The sequence below is a fragment of the Variovorax brevis genome (genome assembly GCF_030317105.1).
GTDB classification, from domain to species: Bacteria; Pseudomonadota; Gammaproteobacteria; order Burkholderiales; family Burkholderiaceae_C; genus Variovorax; species Variovorax brevis.
The window spans coordinates 30437-47809 of sequence record NZ_JASZYG010000002.1 but is presented as its reverse complement, the minus strand read 5'-3'; the positions used below and the strand labels follow the sequence as shown (position 1 = coordinate 47809).

General features: G+C 66.1%; 15 protein-coding genes and 1 pseudogene. 12 read left to right on the top strand and 4 right to left on the bottom strand.

Annotation, left to right across the window (positions count from 1 at the left end):
- The first annotated feature begins 9 nt into the window (after positions 1–9).
- The 11 genes and pseudogenes from hpxZ to QTI66_RS04850 all read left to right on the top strand — a co-directional run bounded on the left by hpxZ (position 10) and on the right by QTI66_RS04850 (position 9933).
- Positions 10–396, top strand: coding sequence for an oxalurate catabolism protein HpxZ (gene hpxZ / locus QTI66_RS04900; protein ID WP_286557863.1), 387 nt, complete (start codon positions 10–12; stop codon positions 394–396).
- A 163-nt stretch (positions 397–559) separates the two neighbouring features.
- A complete protein-coding gene (locus tag QTI66_RS04895; RefSeq protein WP_286557862.1) occupies positions 560–1675 on the top strand; it encodes a BMP family ABC transporter substrate-binding protein in 1116 nt (371 codons plus the stop codon).
- Between the two features lie 168 nt (positions 1676–1843).
- Positions 1844–2908, top strand: a complete 1065-nt coding sequence (locus QTI66_RS04890) for an ABC transporter permease (RefSeq protein WP_286558991.1) — start codon at positions 1844–1846, stop codon at positions 2906–2908.
- Positions 2905–3825: an ABC transporter permease gene (locus tag QTI66_RS04885; RefSeq protein ID WP_286557861.1), complete on the top strand. Its 921-nt coding sequence runs from the start codon at positions 2905–2907 to the stop codon at positions 3823–3825. Before QTI66_RS04890 ends, QTI66_RS04885 begins: the two co-directional genes overlap by 4 nt.
- Before the next feature lie 256 nt (positions 3826–4081).
- Positions 4082–5149 (top strand): formamidase, encoded by a 1068-nt coding sequence (locus tag QTI66_RS04880; protein ID WP_286557860.1) that lies wholly within the window; start codon positions 4082–4084, stop codon positions 5147–5149.
- A complete protein-coding gene (biuH, locus tag QTI66_RS04875; RefSeq protein ID WP_286557859.1) occupies positions 5146–5850 on the top strand; it encodes a biuret amidohydrolase in 705 nt (234 codons plus the stop codon). Before QTI66_RS04880 ends, biuH begins: the two co-directional genes overlap by 4 nt.
- Before the next feature lie 11 nt (positions 5851–5861).
- Positions 5862–7481 carry an ABC transporter ATP-binding protein gene (locus tag QTI66_RS04870; RefSeq protein ID WP_286557858.1) on the top strand — a complete coding sequence of 540 codons (1620 nt, stop codon included), beginning with the start codon at positions 5862–5864 and terminating at the stop codon, positions 7479–7481.
- A gap of 19 nt (positions 7482–7500) precedes the next feature.
- Positions 7501–8172 (top strand): cysteine hydrolase family protein, encoded by a 672-nt coding sequence (locus QTI66_RS04865; protein ID WP_286557857.1) that lies wholly within the window; start codon positions 7501–7503, stop codon positions 8170–8172.
- Between the two features lie 13 nt (positions 8173–8185).
- The gene (locus QTI66_RS04860; protein ID WP_286558989.1) at positions 8186–8911 is read left to right on the top strand and encodes a GntR family transcriptional regulator; all 726 of its coding nucleotides are present in this window, start codon (positions 8186–8188) and stop codon (positions 8909–8911) included.
- 115 nt (positions 8912–9026) lie between these two features.
- Positions 9027–9611 (top strand): annotated as a pseudogene (locus QTI66_RS04855) (PhzF family phenazine biosynthesis protein); the annotation flags it as partial.
- Positions 9601–9933, top strand: coding sequence for a PhzF family phenazine biosynthesis protein (locus QTI66_RS04850; RefSeq protein WP_286557856.1), 333 nt, complete (start codon positions 9601–9603; stop codon positions 9931–9933). The pseudogene QTI66_RS04855 and the gene QTI66_RS04850, both read left to right, overlap by 11 nt.
- Positions 9934–9958: 25 nt before the next feature.
- On the opposite strand, the gene QTI66_RS04845 is transcribed toward QTI66_RS04850, so the two are convergent.
- The 3 genes from QTI66_RS04845 to QTI66_RS04835 form a co-directional block, all read right to left on the bottom strand.
- On the bottom strand, positions 9959–10531 hold the full coding sequence (locus QTI66_RS04845) for a GNAT family N-acetyltransferase (RefSeq protein ID WP_286557855.1): 573 nt from the start codon (positions 10529–10531) through the stop codon (positions 9959–9961).
- Between the two features lie 125 nt (positions 10532–10656).
- Positions 10657–12915 (bottom strand): catalase/peroxidase HPI, encoded by a 2259-nt coding sequence (katG, locus tag QTI66_RS04840; protein WP_286557854.1) that lies wholly within the window; start codon positions 12913–12915, stop codon positions 10657–10659.
- Positions 12916–13038: 123 nt separating this feature from the next.
- Positions 13039–14034, bottom strand: a complete 996-nt coding sequence (locus QTI66_RS04835; RefSeq protein ID WP_286557853.1) for a 2-hydroxyacid dehydrogenase — start codon at positions 14032–14034, stop codon at positions 13039–13041.
- A 105-nt stretch (positions 14035–14139) separates the two neighbouring features.
- On the opposite strand from QTI66_RS04835, the gene QTI66_RS04830 reads away from it, so the two are divergent.
- A complete protein-coding gene (locus QTI66_RS04830) occupies positions 14140–15729 on the top strand; it encodes an aspartate:alanine exchanger family transporter (protein ID WP_286557851.1) in 1590 nt (529 codons plus the stop codon).
- A gap of 11 nt (positions 15730–15740) precedes the next feature.
- Here QTI66_RS04830 and QTI66_RS04825 read toward each other — a convergent pair whose 3' ends face one another.
- On the bottom strand, positions 15741–17246 hold the full coding sequence (locus tag QTI66_RS04825) for a DASS family sodium-coupled anion symporter (protein WP_286557850.1): 1506 nt from the start codon (positions 17244–17246) through the stop codon (positions 15741–15743).
- Between the last annotated feature and the right edge of the window lie 127 nt (positions 17247–17373).

The following is a 17373-nucleotide window of genomic DNA, read 5'->3' as shown; positions in this document are numbered from 1 at the left end:
GCCATTCGCATGATCGAAGACAGCGACATCAACATTCCCGAAGTGCTCGCCGAAGTCACGGCCGCTTTCGCGCGCTATGAAGACGCGCTGGTCAACAACAAGGTCGAGGTGCTGGACGAACTGTTCTGGAACAGCCCGCACACGCTGCGCTACGGGGCCGGCGAAAACCTCTACGGATTCGACGCGATCAAGGCGTTCCGCGCGGGCCGCCCGGCAACCGGGCTGGCGCGCGAAATCCTGCGCACCATCATCACCACTTACGGCCGCGATTTCGCGACCACCAACATCGAATTTCGCCGCACCGGCGGCACGCGCGATGGCCGCCAGAGCCAGACCTGGGCACGCACTGCGCAAGGTTGGCGCGTGGTCTCCGCGCACGTCAGCCTGCTGGGCTGAATTTCGCACCGGCTTGATGCGCCGCAGGCCGCAAATGGCCCCGAATCGTCGGCACGCTTTATGCGTACCGTCTTGTATCCAAGATGGATCGCCGTCCTGAACGCAGCTCCCTTCGCGACATCCGACCGCCCTGACTTTCAACCCACTATCTGGAGAGAGAACCATGCACAGCCACTTCAATCGTCGTGATTCACTCAAGACCCTGGCGGCCCTCGGCGCGGCCGGAACCCTGGGCGGCTGGAGCGCATTGGCGCGTGCGCAGGCGCCCCTCACCGTGGGCGTGATCTACGTGGGTCCGCGTGACGACTACGGCTACAACCAGGCGCAAGCCATGGCCGCGGCCGAACTCAAGAAGATGCCTGGCGTGAAGGTGGTCGAGGAAGAAAACGTGCCCGAAACCGCCGCCGTGCAAAAGACCATGACCGGCATGATTTCGCAGGACGGCGCGAAGCTGCTGATCCCGACCTCCTACGGTTATTTCGACCCGCACATCCTCGCGCTCGCCCCCAAGAACCCCGACGTGCGCTTCGCCCATTGCGGCGGCCTGTGGACCGAAGGCAAGCACCCCAAGAACGTGGGCAGCTTCTTCGGCTACATCGACGAATGCCAGTACCTGAACGGCGTCATCGCCGGGCACATGACCAAGAGCAACAAGATCGGCTTCATCGCGGCCAAGCCGATCCCGCAGGTGCTGCGCAACATCAACGCCTTCACGATGGGTGCGCGCTCCGTGAAGCCGGGCATCACCTGCGCGGCGATCTTCACCGGCGACTGGTCGATGCCCGTGAAAGAGGCGGAAGCCACCAACAGCCTGGCCGACCAGGGCTGCGACGTGTTCACGATGCACGTGGACAGCCCGAAGGTCATCGTCGAGACAGCCGCCAAGCGCGGCAAGATGGTGTGCGGCTACCACGCGAGCCAGGCCAAGCTGGCACCCAACGCGTACCTCACCGGTGCCGAGTGGAACTGGCTCACCGCGTACACCACGCTGGTTGACGCCGCCAAGACCGGCAAGCCGCACCCCAACTTCCTGCGCGGTGGCCTGAAGGAAGGCTACGTGAAGATGTCCGCCTACGGCCCGATGGTGCCGGACACCGCGAAGAAGCAGGCAGACGACATCAAGGCCAAGATGATCGCGGGCAACTTCGACATCTTCAAGGACGGCGTCAAGGACAACCGGGGCGCCGTGGTCATCCCCGCGGGCAAGGTCTACAAGCAAACCGACCTGGAGCTCGAGAAGATGAACTACCTGGTCGAGGGCGTCGTCGGGCAGCTCTGAGCCCTGCTGGCCATGTCTTCCGCTCCTCCCATCACACCGGGCGGCATGCCGTCCGCCGCTGCCGGCGATGCGCCCCGGGCGCCTGCAGCCGTGCGGACGCCGGCCGTCGCACCGGTGCCGACGCCGACGGTCGCTCGTGCGGCGCCACCTGCTCGCAAATCCCACTACATGCGCGACACGCTTCGTGAATTCGCCTTGCCCGTGACCGCGATTGCGGCGGCATTGCTCCTCTTTGGTCTGTTGGTCTCGTTCACCGGCGTCAATCCGGTGGACGTGTGGGTCATTCTTTTCAAGGGCGCCTTCGGCGACTGGTTCTCCTGGCAGAACACCTTGCAGCGTGCCGCGCCGCTGATGCTCACAGCCTTGTGCGTCGCCATACCGGCGCGTGCGGGCTTGGTCATCATCGGGGGCGAAGGTGCGCTGGTGCTCGGTGGCTTGGCCTGCGCCGCGACGGCGCAACTGTTGCCACTGCCCACGAACGTCATCGGTACCGTCATGACCTGCATCGCAGGCGCCATCGTCGGCGGCCTGTGGATCGCGCTGGCCGGCTGGCTGCGGCAGTACCGCGGCATCAACGAGACGATCAGCAGCCTGCTGCTGGCCTACATCGCCATCGGCATCTTCAAGCATCTGGTGGAAGGGCCGCTGCGCGATCCGTCGAGCCTGAACAAGCCTTCGACTTTCTCTCTCAACGAAGGGCTGCTCATCGGCGGCATCGCGGGGTCCGACGTGCATTGGGGCCTGGTGATCGGCGTGGTCGCGTGCCTGGGGTTGGGCTTGTGGTTGCGCGCGACGGCATCGGGCTTCTCGATCCGCGTGGTGGGCGGCAATCCGCGCACGGCGCAACTGGTGGGCCTGCCTGCGACCAAGCTCATCCTCGTGGCCTGCGGCGTGGGCGGCGCCTGCGCCGGCGTGGCGGGCGCGGTGGAAGTGGCAGCGGTGCACACCAACGCGAACGCTTCGCTGATTGCAGGCTACGGCTACGCGGGCATCCTCGTCGCCTTCATTGCGCGACACAACCCGATGGCGATCATTCCGGTGGCCATCCTGTTCGGCGGATTCGGCGCGGCGGGCAGCATGCTGCAACGCCGCCTTGGCCTGCCCGATGCGTCGGTGCTGGTGCTGCAAGGCATCGCCTTCGTGCTCATCCTCGCCAGCGAAGGCTTGCGCAACGTCGACTGGAAAACCTTCGCGGCGCGTCGCCTGCACATGCCCGGGAAAGCGCCCACATGACCGCTGATCAATGGATTGCCCTCTTCGCGGGCATCGTCGGTGGCGCATTGCGCGTCGGCGCACCTTTTCTCTTCGTGAGCCTGGGCGAATGCCTGACGGAGAAGTCGGGCCGCATCAACCTCGGCCTGGAAGGCGTGCTGGTGTTGTCGGCCATGGCGTCGTTCGGCGGCGCATACCTCACGGGATCGCCGTGGCTGGGCGTGCTGATCGGTGCCTCGGCGGGCGCGGCGCTCGCGTTGCTGCATGGACTGCTGTGCTCGCTGGACCGCGTGAACGACGTGGCGACGGGCATTGCGCTCATGTTGCTGGGCACGGGGCTGGCCTTCTATCTCGGCAAGCCATTGATCCAGCCGCAGGCACCGCAGATCCCGGCCATTCCGCTGGGCGACTGGAGCAGCAACGCAGCCGTGCGCGCGGCCTTGCAGGTCAATGCGCTGGTGCCGATCGGCATCGTGCTCGCGCTGCTGTTGTGGTGGGGATTTGCACGCACGCGAGCCGGCTTGCTGGTTCGATTGGCTGGCGACTCGGCCAGCGCCACGCGCGCCCTTGGCTATTCGGTCTCCGGCATCCGCATCGCGGCGACCACGGCTGGCGGCTTCATCGCCGGGTTGGGCGGTGCTTCGCTCACGCTGTTCTATCCCGGCAGCTGGAACGAAGGCATCTCGAGCGGACAGGGCTTGATCGCCGTCGCGCTGGTCATCTTCGCCCGCTGGAGTCCCTTGCGCTGCGTCGGTGCCGCATTGCTGTTCGGCGGCGCAGGCGCCATCGGACCGGCCTTGCAGTCGGTGGGCGTGGGCTGGGGCTATCACCTGTTCAACACGGTGCCTTATGTGCTGACGCTGGTGATCCTGTACCTGACCTGCAAGCCAGGCAGCGTGGCGGTTGGCAGTCCGGGCGAGCTGTCTTCGGTGCGTTAAGGATGAGCGCTGCGCCGGGCCGCCCCAAGCAAGCTCGCGCCCCCTCGGGGGGCAGCGAGGACACGAAGTGCCGAGCGTGGGGGTACGAGGACGCTGCGCCGGGCCGCCCCAAGCAAGCTCGCGCCCCCTCGGGGGGCAGCGAGGACACGAAGTGCCGAGCGTGGGGGTACGAGGACGCTGCGCCGGGCCGCCCCAAGCAAGCTCGCGCCCCCTCGGGGGGCAGCGAGGACACGAAGTGCCGAGCGTGGGGGCATCGATGAGCGGACTCGGGGGTCTCAACAAATCGGAGCACGGCGTCGTCGTCGGGCTGGTGCAGCTTCAACTGCCCGTGGTGCGAACACCCGATGACCTTGCCGCGCAAACCGCGCGCATCGTCGAACTGGTCGCCAAGGCGCGGCGCAACCAGCAGACGATGGACCTTGTCGTGTTCCCCGAGTATTCGTTGCACGGCCTCTCGATGGACACCTCGCCCGAGCTCATGTGCACGCTCGACGGGCCGGAGGTCGCGGCCTTCCGCAAGGCCTGCATCGACAACCTCATCTGGGGCTGCTTCTCGATCATGGAAGCCAACCCCGAGGGCAACCCGTACAACAGCGGGCTCATCATCGACGACACGGGGGCCATTCGCCTGTACTACCGCAAGATGCATCCGTGGGTGCCGGTGGAACCGTGGGAACCGGGCAACGTCGGCGTGCCGGTGTGCCTGGGGCCCAACGGCAGCAAGCTCGCGCTCATCATCTGCCACGACGGCATGCTGCCCGAGATGGCACGCGAGGCGGCGTACAAGGGCGCGGAGATCATCATCCGCACAGCCGGCTACACGGCGCCGATCCGGCACGCGTGGAAGATCACCAACCAGGCGAACGCCTTCTGCAACCTCGCGTACACGGCCAGCGTGTGCATGTGCGGCAGCGACGGCAGCTTCGACTCGATGGGCGAGGGCATGTTCTGCAATTTCGACGGCACGGTGCTGGTCGAGGGCAGCGGCCGCGCAGACGAAATCATCACCGCTGAACTCCGTCCCGACCTCGTGCGTGAAGCGCGCACCGGCTGGGGCGTCGAGAACAACATCTACCAGCTTTATCACCGCGGCTATGTGGCCGTGCGCGGCGGCGCACAGGACTGCCCGTACACCTACATGCAGGACATGGCAGCCGGCCGCTACAGCCTGCCGTGGGGCGACAAGGTCAAGGTGACCGACGGCACGGGCTTTGGCTTTGCACAACCCGTGCGCGCCTACAAGGGCCCGGAGGTCCACCCGCTGGTGCCGAAGGCCGCCAACCTGCCCAACGTCATGAACGAATCCAGCGAGTTGAAGCCATGACAGAACGCTACGTCAACGCCGACCCCTACCCGTGGCCCTACAACGGCGCGCTGCGCCCGGACAACACCGCGCTCATCGTCATCGACATGCAGACGGATTTCTGCGGCAAGGGCGGCTATGTGGATGTGATGGGCTACGACCTCTCGCTGACACAGGCGCCGATCCAGCCGATTGCGCGACTGCTGGAAGTGATGCGCGCGGAAGGCTTTCACATCATCCACACGCGCGAAGGCCATCGGCCCGATCTGGCGGACCTGCCGGCCAACAAGCGCTGGCGTTCGCGGCGCATCGGCGCCGAGGGCGTGGGCATCGGCGACCTCGGACCGTGCGGGCGCATCCTGGTGCGCGGCGAACCGGGCTGGGAAATCATTCCCGCGCTGGCGCCGCTGCCCGATGAGGTCGTCATCGACAAGCCGGGCAAGGGTTCGTTCTACGCGACGGATCTCGAACTGGTGCTGCACACGCGCGGCATCGAGAACATCGTCTTGACCGGCATCACCACCGACGTGTGCGTCCACACCACCATGCGCGACGCAAACGATCGCGGCTTCGAGTGCCTGTTGCTGTCGGACTGCACGGCGGCCACCGATCCCGGCAACCACGCGGCGGCACTCAAGATGATCACCATGCAAGGCGGCGTGTTCGGGGCGCATGCCAGGTCCGGCGCGCTGATCGACACGCTGTCCGCCAACGCACGCTGAAGGAACAAGCAATGATTGCTCCACTCGATCCCCTGCCGCGCACCACCGGCGCATTGGCGCTCGACACCTACGAACTCACCAAGCGCTTCGGCGCCTTCACCGCAATGGACCACGTGACCATGCGCGTGGAGCCCGGCACCGTGCATGCGCTGCTCGGCGAAAACGGCGCGGGCAAGAGCACGCTGGTGAAATGCGTGGCCGGCTTCCAGGTGGCCGAAGAGGGCAGCATCATGATCGACGGGCGCGAACTGGCGATTCCCAACCCGATCGTCGCGCGCGCACTGGGCATCGGGATGGTCTACCAGCACTTCACGCTGGCGCCGGGCATGACGGTGGCGGAGAACCTGTTGCTCGCAGGCGGCAAGACGCCGGCGATGATCGACTGGAAGCAAAAGCGCGCGGAGCTCAAGGAATTCCTGTCGACCACGCCTTTCACGCTCGACCTCGACGCGCGTCCTTCGGAGCTTGCCGCCGGCGAAAAGCAGAAGCTCGAACTGCTCAAGCAGCTCTACCTGAAGCCGCGCCTCCTGATCCTCGACGAACCCACGTCGGTGCTCACGCCGCAGGAAGCCGACGAAGTGCTCGGCCACGTGCGCGACTTTGCCAGGAGCGGCATGTGCACCGTGCTCATCATCACGCACAAGTTCCGCGAGGTGATGGCCTATGCGGACAACGTCACCGTGTTGCGTCGGGGCAAGGCGGTGCACCATTGCAGCGTGGCCAGCACGCAGCCCGCGCAACTGGCGGCCGCCATGATGGGCGTGGCCGACACCGCGCCCGAAGTGGCACATGAAACCGCCACGGAAAGCGCCGACACATCGGTGCGCGCACACGCGGTGCCTACCGCAGCCAATGCGCCCATCGCCTTGAAGGTCGACAGGCTGCGCGCGCAAGGCGACCGCGGCACGCTGGCCGTGCACGACCTCAGCCTGAGCGTGCAGGCCGGCGAAATCCTCGGCGTCGCCGGCGTCTCCGGCAACGGACAGCGCGAGCTGGTCGAAGCGCTGGTGGGCCAGCGTGCGCGCCTGGGTGGCACCGTCACCGTCAACGGTCAGCCCTACGCCGCGCGACGTGAAGAAAACCGCCGCCTCAAGGTGCGCAGCCTGCCCGAAGAGCCGCTGCGCAACGCCTGTGTGGCCGACCTGAGCGTGGCCGAGAACATGGCACTGCGCGACTTCGACGAAGCGCCGCTGGCCAAGGGAGGCGTGCTGCGCTTTCCGATGTGGCGCCAGCGCGCGCGCGACTGGATCAAGGAATACGGCGTGAAAACGCAAGGCGAGGACGCGCCGATTCGCAGCCTGTCCGGCGGCAACGTGCAGCGCGCGGTGCTGGCGCGCGAACTGGCCGGCGACATCGACGTGCTCATCGCAGCCAACCCGGTCTTCGGCCTCGACTTTGCGGCCGTCGCCGAAATCCACGCCCGCATCGTCGACGTGCGCGCACGCGGCGGCGCGGTGCTGCTCATCAGCGAAGACCTGGACGAACTGCTGGAGCTGGCCGATCGCATCGTCGTGATGAGCGAAGGCCGCATCGTCTTCGAAACGCCCGCCGCCACGGCCGAGCGCCACGTGCTCGGGGCGCACATGGGCGGTGGCGATCACGGCCACGCACCCGTCGCAAAAGCCGCCTGACGATCAAGAGGAAGCCATCATGAAGATCACGGTCGACGCCAACCCTTTCGACTTCGAATGCGAGGTGGAGCGAACGGCGTTGGTCATCATCGACATGCAGCGCGACTTCATCGAGCCGGGTGGCTTCGGCGAGACCTTGGGCAACAACGTGGCGCTGCTCGCGGCCATCGTGCCGGCCAGCCAGGCGATGCTCGAAGGCTGGCGCCGCGCGGGCGGCCTTGTCGTGCACACGCGCGAGGCGCATCGCGCCGACCTCTCGGACTGTCCGCCCGCCAAGCGCAACCGCGGCAACCCGAGCCTGCGCATCGGCGACGTGGGCAACATGGGTCGCATCCTCATTGCCGGCGAGCCGGGCAACCAGATCATCGATGCGCTCGCACCCATCGACGGCGAGATCGTCATCGACAAACCCGGCAAGGGTGCCTTCTATGCGACGCCCTTGCAGGAGATGCTGAAGGATCGCGGCATCACGCACCTGCTCTTTGCGGGCGTCACCACCGAGGTGTGCGTGCAGACCAGCATGCGCGAGGCCAACGACCGCGGCTATGACTGCCTGCTGATCGAAGACTGCACCGAAAGCTACTTTCCGGAGTTCAAGGCGGCCACGCTGGACATGGTTCGCGCACAGGGCGCCATCGTCGGCTGGACGGCACCCAGCGCGAGCTTGCTGTCGGCACTGGACAGCAACTAGTATTTGCTCCGTGCTGCCCGTTCGCACACCCGCCCATCCCGCTTCACCCGCACTCGATGCGGCCGTGTTCCGCACGCGTGCGGACGAGGTGTACGCGCAACTCAAGCGCGACGTCGCGGAGTTCCGCCTGGTGCCCGGCGACCGCTTCACCGAGAACGAAATCAGCGAGCGGTTGGGCGTGTCGCGCACGCCGGTGCGACAGGCGCTGTTCCGCTTGCAGCAGGAAGGTTTCGTTGAAGTGCTGTTCCGCAGCGGCTGGCGTGTGCTGCCGTTCGACTTCGACCAGTTCGAACAGCTCTACGACCTGCGCATGGTGCTGGAAACCACGGCCGTGCACCGTCTTTGCGAAGGCGACCACCGCGTCGACCGCAGCCTGCTCGACAAGCTCTCCGACATCTGGCTCGTGCCGGTCGCGCAACGCAGCACGGACACCGCCCAGGTCGCGCAGTGGGACGAAGAATTTCACTGCCTGCTGGTGGCGGCTGCCGGCAACGGCGAGATGGCCCGCATCCACCGCGACGTGACGGAGCGCATCCGCATCATTCGCCGGCTCGACTTCACGATGCTGCGGCGCATCGAGGCGACGTATGAGGAACACGCCAAGATCCTCAAGGCCATCCTCGCCAACCGCGGCGATCAGGCCGCGATGCTGCTGCGCGCGCACATCGAGACCAGCCAGGCGGAGGTGCGCAAGATCACCTTGCATCAGGTGCATCTGGCGCGGCACGCGGCGACATAAGGGCGTCGGCAGTCAACTGGAAGTCGGCGCCGTCTTGGCGTAGGGCGTTGAGGCGCTCGGGTCATGCTCCAGCAAGCGCTGGCGCGGTTTCGAACGGTTGCAATCCAGCGATTGCATGTCCAAGATACCCACGACCATGACACGCCGCTTCTACCTCGTGGATGTCTTTGCCGAGCGACCCTGCGCCGGCAATCAACTGGCCGTCGTGGTCGGCGAAGAGAGCCTGCCGGAAGCGACCATGCAGTTGCTCGCGGCAGAGATGAACTACTCCGAAACGACGTTCGTTTCGCCCGTGCCGGAGCAAGACGGCGGCTACCGCGTGCGCATCTTCACGCCGGCACGCGAGATCGCCTTTGCCGGCCATCCCATCCTCGGGACTGCGTGGGTCTTGCGTCAACTTCTTGTGTCTGGCTCTCCCGGCTCGTTGCGTCTGAATCTGGCGGTCGGGCAGATTGACGTCACCTTCGAGTCTTCGGCCGGCGGGCCCGACGTGGCGTGGTTTCGCGCGCCCACGGTGTCTCTCGGACCGACCTGTGCACGCGAACCCATGGCCGCGGCACTCGGGATCTCGCTTCAGGACATCGAGTCCGCAAGCCCCATCCAGCAGATGTCGGCGGGCACCTCGGCGATGATCGTGCCGCTGCGCAGCCTCGACGCGCTGCGACGAAGCCGCCTCGACCTTGCCGCTTATGCGGGCCTGGCGGCGAAGGGGCATCCCGCCGCTCGTCTATCTCTTCTGCCGGGAAACCCACGACGCCGCCAACGACTTTTGCGCGAGGTTCTTCTTCGAAGCGCATGGCGTGCGCGAAGACCCGGCCACCGGCAACGGAGCGGCCTTCTTCGGCGCGTATCTCCTGGAGCATCGGCTCCTGCCCCACGCAGGCTTCTCAGTGCGAATCGAGCAAGGCCATGAGGTCGGCCGGCCGTCGCTGATCATGCTTCGTGCCCGCACGGTCGATGGCCGTCCCGAGATCAGCGTGGGCGGCTCCGTGGTGCCCATGGTGCGTGGGGAACTGGTCTGAGAAGAGCAGACTATCGCATCGCCGCCTACTCGCCCGCAGCGCACTTGCGAAGCCACGTCTCCCGACTCAGCCGATACAGGCAGTGCCTGCCCAGCGCACTGCCTTTCGGAAAAGCGGGATAGTCAAAGTCCTCGTTGGCGTTGGTCATCCCGACGCGCTCCATCACGGCACGCGAGGGCAGATTGAGGAGCGACGTAAAGGACACGATCTCCTCCAGCGCCAAATGCTCGAAGCCCACGCGCAGCGCAGCCCTCGCACCCTCGGTGGCATAGCCCTTGCCCCAATGCTCTCTTGCCAGGCGATAGCCCAGTTCAACACACGGCGTGAACGGAAGGGCCCTCTTGGGAATGGTCAACCCGATGAAGCCGATGAAGGCGCCGCTGTCGCGCGTCTCGACCGCCCAATTGCTCCAGCCCCGGCTGTCGAGGCTGCTTCGCCAGGCGTCCATTTCGCGATCGCTTTCCTCGCGCGACAAGGTTGCCGCGAAGTAGCGCCTGACGAGCGGGTCCGCGTTCAAGGCGGCGAAGGGCTCGCGGTCCGCGTCCCGCCATTGGCGAAGGTGCAATCGCTCCGTCGTGATGTTGATCGGTGTCGGCATGCGACCGATTTTGCGCGAGGGCCGGCGACAGCGCTTCCGTGCTGAAGCCGCCAACGGCTGGCATCAGGCGCTACGACGCCGAAGGCCAATCGGGGCCCCCGGCGCGTCGTGCTGCATCGCCCCAATCAGGCGGCAGCGAGGTCGAACCGGTCCAGGTTCATCACCTTGGTCCACGCCGCCACGAAGTCATCGACGAACTTCTCCTTGGCGTCCGCGCCGGCGTAGACCTCGGCGATGGCGCGCAGTTGCGAGTTCGATCCGAAGACCAGGTCGACGCGCGTGCCGGTCCACCGGGCTTCGCCCGTCTTGCGGTCGCGTCCCTCGAACTCGTCGTTGGCGCCGCCGGTCGGCTTCCACTCCGTACCCATGTCGAGCAGGTTGACGAAGAAGTCGTTGGTCAGCGTCCCGGGCTTTTGGGTGAGGGCGCCGTGCTTCGATTGCCCGGCATTGGCACCCAGCACGCGCAGGCCGCCGACCAGCACCGTCATCTCGGGGGCCGTCAGCGTCAGCAGTTGCGCCTTGTCGACGAGGAACACCTCGGCGGGCACGCCGTAGCGCACTTTCGTGAAGTTGCGGAAGCCATCGGCCACCGGCTCCAGCGGCGCGAAGGAATCCACGTCGGTCTGGTCCTGCGACGCATCGGTGCGTCCCGGCGAGAAGGGCACCTTGACCTCGCGGCCCGCAGCCCGCGCGGCCTGCTCCACGCCTGCGTTCCCGGCCAGCACGATCAGGTCGGCCAGGGAGATCTTCTTGCCGCCCGCGCCGTTGAACTCCGTGCGAATGCCTTCGAGCGCCTGCAGCACCTTGGCCAGTTGAGCCGGTTCGTTCGCCGCCCAGTCCTTTTGCGGCGCAAGGCGAATGCGTGCGCCGTTCGCACCGCCGCGCTTGTCGGAGCCGCGGAAGGTGGAGGCCGACGCCCAGGCCGTCGACACGAGTTGCGACGGCGTCAGGCCCGATGCCAGCACCTTCTTCTTGAGCGCCTCGGCGTCTTGCGCATCGACCAGCGGATGGTCGATCGCGGGCACCGGGTCTTGCCAGATGAGTTCTTCCGCCGGCACTTCCGGACCGAGGTAGCGGGCACGCGGACCCATGTCGCGGTGCGTGAGCTTGAACCAGGCGCGCGCGAAAGCATCGGCGAACTGGTCGGGGTTGGCGAGGAAGCGGCGGGAGATCTTCTCGTACACCGGGTCCATGCGCAGCGACAGGTCGGTCGTCAGCATGGTCGGCGCCTTGCGCTTCGACGCGTCGTGCGCATCCGGGATGATCCCGGCACCGGCGCCGCCCTTGGCCACCCACTGCTGAGCGCCCGCGGGGCTCTTGGACAGCTCCCATTCGAAGCCGAACAGGTTCTCGAAGAAGTTGTTGCTCCACTTCGTCGGCGTCGTGGTCCAGGTCACTTCCAGCCCGCTGGTGATGGTGTCGCCGCCCCTGCCGCTGCCGAAGCTGTTGTGCCAACCCAGCCCTTGTGCCTCGATGCCGGCTGCTTCAGGCTCAAGCGCCACGTTCGATGCGGGCGCAGCGCCGTGCGTCTTGCCGAAGGTGTGGCCGCCGGCGATGAGCGCCACGGTCTCTTCGTCGTCCATCGCCATGCGACCGAAGGTGTCGCGGATGTCGTAAGCCGCGGCGATCGGGTCGGGGTTGCCGTCCGGGCCTTCTGGGTTCACGTAGATCAGGCCCATCTGCACGGCGCCGAGCGGGTTTTCCAGGTCGCGCGAGTGCTTCACCTGGCTGTCATCGTCTTTCACGAGCACGCCGTGGGCTTCATCGACGCCCGGCGAACCCCTGGTATAGCGGACATCACCGCCCAGCCACTTTTCCTCGCGGCCCCAGTACACGTCCTGGTCCGGCTCCCACACGTCGGGCCGTCCGCCGCCGAAGCCGAAGGTCTTGAAGCCCATGGTTTCCAGCCCGACGTTGCCCGCCAGGATCATCAGGTCGGCCCACGAGATCTTCTTGCCGTACTTCTGCTTGATCGGCCAGAGCAGGCGCCGTGCCTTGTCCAGGCTCACGTTGTCGGGCCAGCTGTTGAGCGGCGCAAAGCGCTGCTGGCCGCGGCCACCGCCCCCACGCCCGTCGCCGATGCGGTAGGTGCCGGCGCTGTGCCATGCCATGCGGATGAACAGCGGGCCGTAGTGGCCGAAGTCCGCCGGCCACCAGTCCTGCGAGTCCGTCATGAGGTCAGCGAGGTCTTTCTTGAGCGCGGCGTAGTCCAGGCTCTTGAACTCGGCCGCGTAGTCGAAGTCCTCGCCCATCGGGTCGGATTTCGACGAATGCTGATGGAGCAGGTCCACGCGCAATTGCTTGGGCCACCAATCGCTGTTGCTGGTGCCAGCGCCAGTGGCTTGACTGAAGGGGCACTTTGCTTCATTGGATTCACCGGCCATGGAGGGTCTCCTGTTTTTGCGATGTGAGGGGGAATGCATTCTGTGGCAGAAGCAGGCGGCGTGCGAATAGAGCCGCTCAATGTTGTCGATAGATGGCATCTGCGCGGCTTGGACCCGGCCTTCTCAGCCCACCGGAATGCGATGCACGAGCTCGCTCCCCGCCTCGAAGGCACTGATGCTCTCGATCGTGGTCTGCATGATCTGCCCGATCGCCTCTTCGGTGAAAAACGCCTGGTGACCCGTCACGATCACGTTGTGGAATGACACCAGGCGCTGGATGACGTCGTCTGCGATGATGGTCGACGACAGGTCCTGGAAGAAGAGGCTGGCCTCCTGCTCGTAGACGTCGATGGCCAGTCCACCCAGTTGACCGGTTTTCAGCGCGTCGATTGCCGCCTCGGTGTCCACCAGCGCGCCGCGGCTCGTGTTGATGAGGATGGCGCCGCGCTTGGCGCCGGCCAGGGACTTGGCGTTCACGACGTGCCGTGTTTCGTCGGTCAGCGGACAGTGCAACGACAGGATGTCGCTGGTCGCCGCCAGTTCCGCGGTGGTCGTGTAGCGCGCGCCCATGCTCTCGAAGGCGGGGTTGGGAAATTTGTCGTAGCCCAGCACCGTGCAACCGAAGCCCAGCATGATGCGCGCGAAAATCATGCCGATCTTGCCGGTGCCGATGACGCCCACCGTCTTGCCGTGCAGGTCGAAGCCCATCAGCCCGTCGAGCTCGAAATTGCCGTCGCGCGTGCGCACGCTCGCACGCGCGATCTTGCGGTTGACCGCCAGCAGCAGGCCCACCGCGAACTCGGCCACCGAATAGGGTGAGTAGTCGGTCACGCGCACAACCGCGACGCCCAGCCGGGCGGCGGCCACGGCGTCGATGTGGTTGAAGCCGGTCGAACGGGTGGCCACCAGCCCCGTGCCCTGCGCGGCGAGCGCGGCCAGCACCTGCGCATCGACGCTGTCGTTCACGAAGACGCAGACGGCCTTGCAGCCCGCGGCAAGCGATGCCGTGTCCGCCGTCAGCCGGTCTTGCAGGAACACCAGTTCATGCCCCGCGCTGGCGTTGGCCTTCGCCAGCAAGGTCTTGTCATAGTTGCGTGTACTGAACACGGCTGTTTTCATGAGATCTCCTTGCGATGGATCGCTTAACGGAACTTACTCAAAGAAACCGGTTGGGGGCCTGAAACTCGCGCACCGTTGCGCCTGCCTGCCACTTCCGGAAGCGACATGACAGCGATCAGCACCTTCCTGACTGCCCAGCCCCTGTTGGCGGTGTTTCTCACCATAGCTTTGGGCTACTTGCTGGGTGCTGTCAACCTCGGCGGATTCTCGTTGGGTTCGGGCGCCGTGCTTTTCGTGGGGCTGGCGGTTGGCGCGTGGGCGCCCAAGCTGGTGTTGCCGGCCTTGGTGGGCAACCTCGGCCTCCTGCTGTTCCTGTATGGCGTGGGCATTGCCTACGGCGCGCAGTTTTTCAGGGGGCTGAGCAGCGCCGAGGGCGCCAAGGCCAATCTGGCCGCTGCCATCGCGGTGGCGGCGGCACTGGGTGTGACGCTGGCCGCCGTGCAATGGATTCCCGGCGTTGAACTGCCTGAAGCCCTGGGTGCCTTTGCGGGTGCCGGCACCAGCACGGCGGCGCTGCAGGCGGCGCTCGCCGTCTTCGGCACCACGCCCGCGACCGGTTATTCGGTGGCCTATCCCCTGGGCGTGTTCGTGCCGATCCTGCTGCTGGGTCTGTACAGCAACATGGCCAAGCCGAAACTTGAAAAGCGCGGCGCAGCGGCGATGCAGACCGCGGAAGCCGAGGTGACCGAGTTCAGCGTGCTGGGCATGACGCTGGGCCATGCCTCGCGCAACCTGCCGGCGGGCGTGGCGATCGTCGCCATCCGGCGCGGCCATCACAACCTGCCAGCGGCCGACGACACGGCACTCGAACGCGGCGACGTGGTGCTGCTGACCGGGACCGATCAAGCCGCGCTGGTCAACGCTGCGTCACGCTTCGGCCCCGCGAATCCCGGCCGCATGCTGCGCGACCGCAGCGACATGGACTATCGCCGCTTCTTCATCTCCAACCCGAAGGTCGCCGGCCAGCGGCTGGGCGATGTGGAACTGCCGCCCGAGTTGGGTGCGCGCGTGTTGCACCTGCGGCGCAGCGATGCCGACATGCCGCCCGATCCGGACCGCCTGCTGGAATTTGGCGACCGCGTGGGCGTGCTCGCGCCGCGCGAAAGCTTTGCCGCGTTGGGCAAGATCTTCGGCGACTCCGTGCGAAGCACCGCGGAGGTGAGCTACATCGCCATTGGCGTCGGCGTGACGCTGGGCCTCGCGTTCGGCGCCATCCCATGGCCGGTTCCGGTCATCGGGCGCCTGTCGCTCGGCTTTGCGGGGCTGCTGCTCGTGGCCTTGTTCCTTGGCTGGTGCCGTCGCACCGGGCCGTTTCAATGGGCGATCCCGATGTCGGCCAACCTGGTGCTGCGCAACTTCGGGCTGACGCTTTTCCTGGCCGTGGTGGGCATTTCGTCAGGCGCGACCTTCGCGGCCGCCATTGCCAAGAGCGGCTTGCTCTACGTGCTGCTGGGCAGCGCCATCGTGGCCGTGATCGTGGTGGTGACGCTGCTCATCACCTTGTTCGTCTTCAGGCTGCCATTCGATGCGGCGGCCGGGATCGTCTGCGGGGCCACGGGGAACCCGGCCATCCTTGCGTTTTCCAACCGCATCGCACCCACCGACCGGCCCGACATCGGCTACGCCATGATTTTTCCGTCGATGACGGTGCTCAAGATCCTGCTCGTGCAGATCGTGAGCCTGTGGGGGAAGTGAATGCGCGCGCCTCACCAGAAGCCGAGCACCTTCCACCAAGCGCTGCCCAGCAACGCGAAGACCAGCAGTTCGACCACGCACATCACGAAGCCCACGCGCCACCAGTTGCCCAGCGTGACATAGCCGCTGCCGAAGACGATGGGTGAGGTGCCCGTTGCATAGTGCGTCAGCGTCATCATGATGGCCGAGCCGGCCGCCATCATCAGCATGAAAGGCGCCACGTACGCGGGTGGAATCAGTTGCGCCCCGACCGTGAGGAAGGCGAGCATCATCGCGCTGATGTGCGCCGTGGTGCTGGCAAACAGGTAGTGTGAAAACACGAAGGCCGCCACCAGGATCGCGGCAATGGCCAGCCATCCCATGCCGCTGGCGACGATGGCGCCCTTCATGGCCTCCGAGAACCAGGCTATCACGCCGAGCTTGTTGAGCTGCTCGGCCATCATCACCAGCGCGCCGAACCACACCAAAGTGTCCCAGGCGCTTTTTTCCGACAGCACGTCGTCCCAGTCGAGGGTGCCGGTGATGATCAGCACGAAGAGGCCGAGAAAGGCCACCACCGTGGGGTCCAGCGTGAAAGCCGGTCCGAGCAGCATCGCCGGAAGGTTGGCCCACAGCACCAGCAACAGGGCGAAGGTGCCGAGCATCACCCCTTCCTTGGGCGACAGCGGCCCCATGCGCGCGAGTTCCTTGCGCGCATAGTCCACGGCGTCGGGCGTGGCCTTGAGTTGCGGCGGTGACAGCACATACACCACCAGCGGCATCAGCAGCAGGCAGACCAGGCCGGGGAGCAGCATGCACAGCGCCCACGTCGTCCACGACAGGTGCAGGCTCTGGTTCGTGGCCTTGGCGATGTAGTCCACCACCAGCGGATTGGGCGCGGTGGCGGTGATGAACATCGCCGAGGTAATCGGGTTGGCGTGGTAGTTGACCAGCGCCAGATAGGTGCCGACCTTGCCTTCGGTGCCCTTGGCCGGGTCCGAGTCGAAGGCATTCGCGATCGACCGCATGATGGGGTGCACGATGCCGCCGCCCCGCGCGGTGTTGCTCGGCGTGAACGGTGCCAGCACCAGCTCGCAGACGGCCAGGCCGTAGCCGATGCCGAGGGTGCGCTTGCCCAGCATCTCGATGAAGATCAGGCCGATGCGGCTGCCCAGGCCCGTCTTCTTCAGGCCGCGGGAAATGAGGATGGCGACCACGATCAGCCAGATCAGCGGATTGGCAAAGCTGCTCAGTGCATCCGCAATCGCGCCCTTGGACGATTCGTCGGTGACTTGCGACAGCGAGACGATCACGATCGCCATCAGCGCCATGACGCCGATCGGCATGACCTTGAGGATGATCGCCACGATGGTCGTCAGGAAGATCGCGACCAGGCCCCAGGCCTTGGGGGTGAGCCCTTCGGGCGTTGGAATCAGCAGCAGGATCACCAGCACGGCGGTGGTGATGAGCGCGGGCCCCAGCCGGAACGGCACTGCCGCGTTGAAGTAGTGGAACAGCGCCTTGAGACGTGTGAACATGGTTCGATCCTCAGCGTTGGCAGTGGGCCGATTCTGTTGAAAAACCGGCTTGAATGCTGCGCCGCGCAACGGGCAGCGCCTTGTTTTTCGTGAGGGTCGAGTTGGTAGCAGAAATGGCTTCTGTGCA

Excerpts from the sequence above, each read along its gene's own strand:
- hpxZ (WP_286557863.1), top strand. The coding sequence starts at position 10 with ATGATCGAAGACAGCGACATCAACATTCCCGAAGTGCTCGCCGAAGTC.
- QTI66_RS04895 (WP_286557862.1), top strand. The coding sequence starts at position 560 with ATGCACAGCCACTTCAATCGTCGTGATTCACTCAAGACCCTGGCGGCC.
- QTI66_RS04890 (WP_286558991.1), top strand. The coding sequence starts at position 1,844 with ATGCGCGACACGCTTCGTGAATTCGCCTTGCCCGTGACCGCGATTGCG.
- QTI66_RS04885 (WP_286557861.1), top strand. The coding sequence starts at position 2,905 with ATGACCGCTGATCAATGGATTGCCCTCTTCGCGGGCATCGTCGGTGGC.
- QTI66_RS04880 (WP_286557860.1), top strand. The coding sequence starts at position 4,082 with ATGAGCGGACTCGGGGGTCTCAACAAATCGGAGCACGGCGTCGTCGTC.
- biuH (WP_286557859.1), top strand. The coding sequence starts at position 5,146 with ATGACAGAACGCTACGTCAACGCCGACCCCTACCCGTGGCCCTACAAC.
- QTI66_RS04870 (WP_286557858.1), top strand. The coding sequence starts at position 5,862 with ATGATTGCTCCACTCGATCCCCTGCCGCGCACCACCGGCGCATTGGCG.
- QTI66_RS04865 (WP_286557857.1), top strand. The coding sequence starts at position 7,501 with ATGAAGATCACGGTCGACGCCAACCCTTTCGACTTCGAATGCGAGGTG.
- QTI66_RS04850 (WP_286557856.1), top strand. The coding sequence starts at position 9,601 with ATGCGGGCCTGGCGGCGAAGGGGCATCCCGCCGCTCGTCTATCTCTTC.
- QTI66_RS04845 (WP_286557855.1), bottom strand. The coding sequence starts at position 10,531 with ATGCCGACACCGATCAACATCACGACGGAGCGATTGCACCTTCGCCAA.
- katG (WP_286557854.1), bottom strand. The coding sequence starts at position 12,915 with ATGGCCGGTGAATCCAATGAAGCAAAGTGCCCCTTCAGTCAAGCCACT.
- QTI66_RS04835 (WP_286557853.1), bottom strand. The coding sequence starts at position 14,034 with ATGAAAACAGCCGTGTTCAGTACACGCAACTATGACAAGACCTTGCTG.
- QTI66_RS04830 (WP_286557851.1), top strand. The coding sequence starts at position 14,140 with ATGACAGCGATCAGCACCTTCCTGACTGCCCAGCCCCTGTTGGCGGTG.
- QTI66_RS04825 (WP_286557850.1), bottom strand. The coding sequence starts at position 17,246 with ATGTTCACACGTCTCAAGGCGCTGTTCCACTACTTCAACGCGGCAGTG.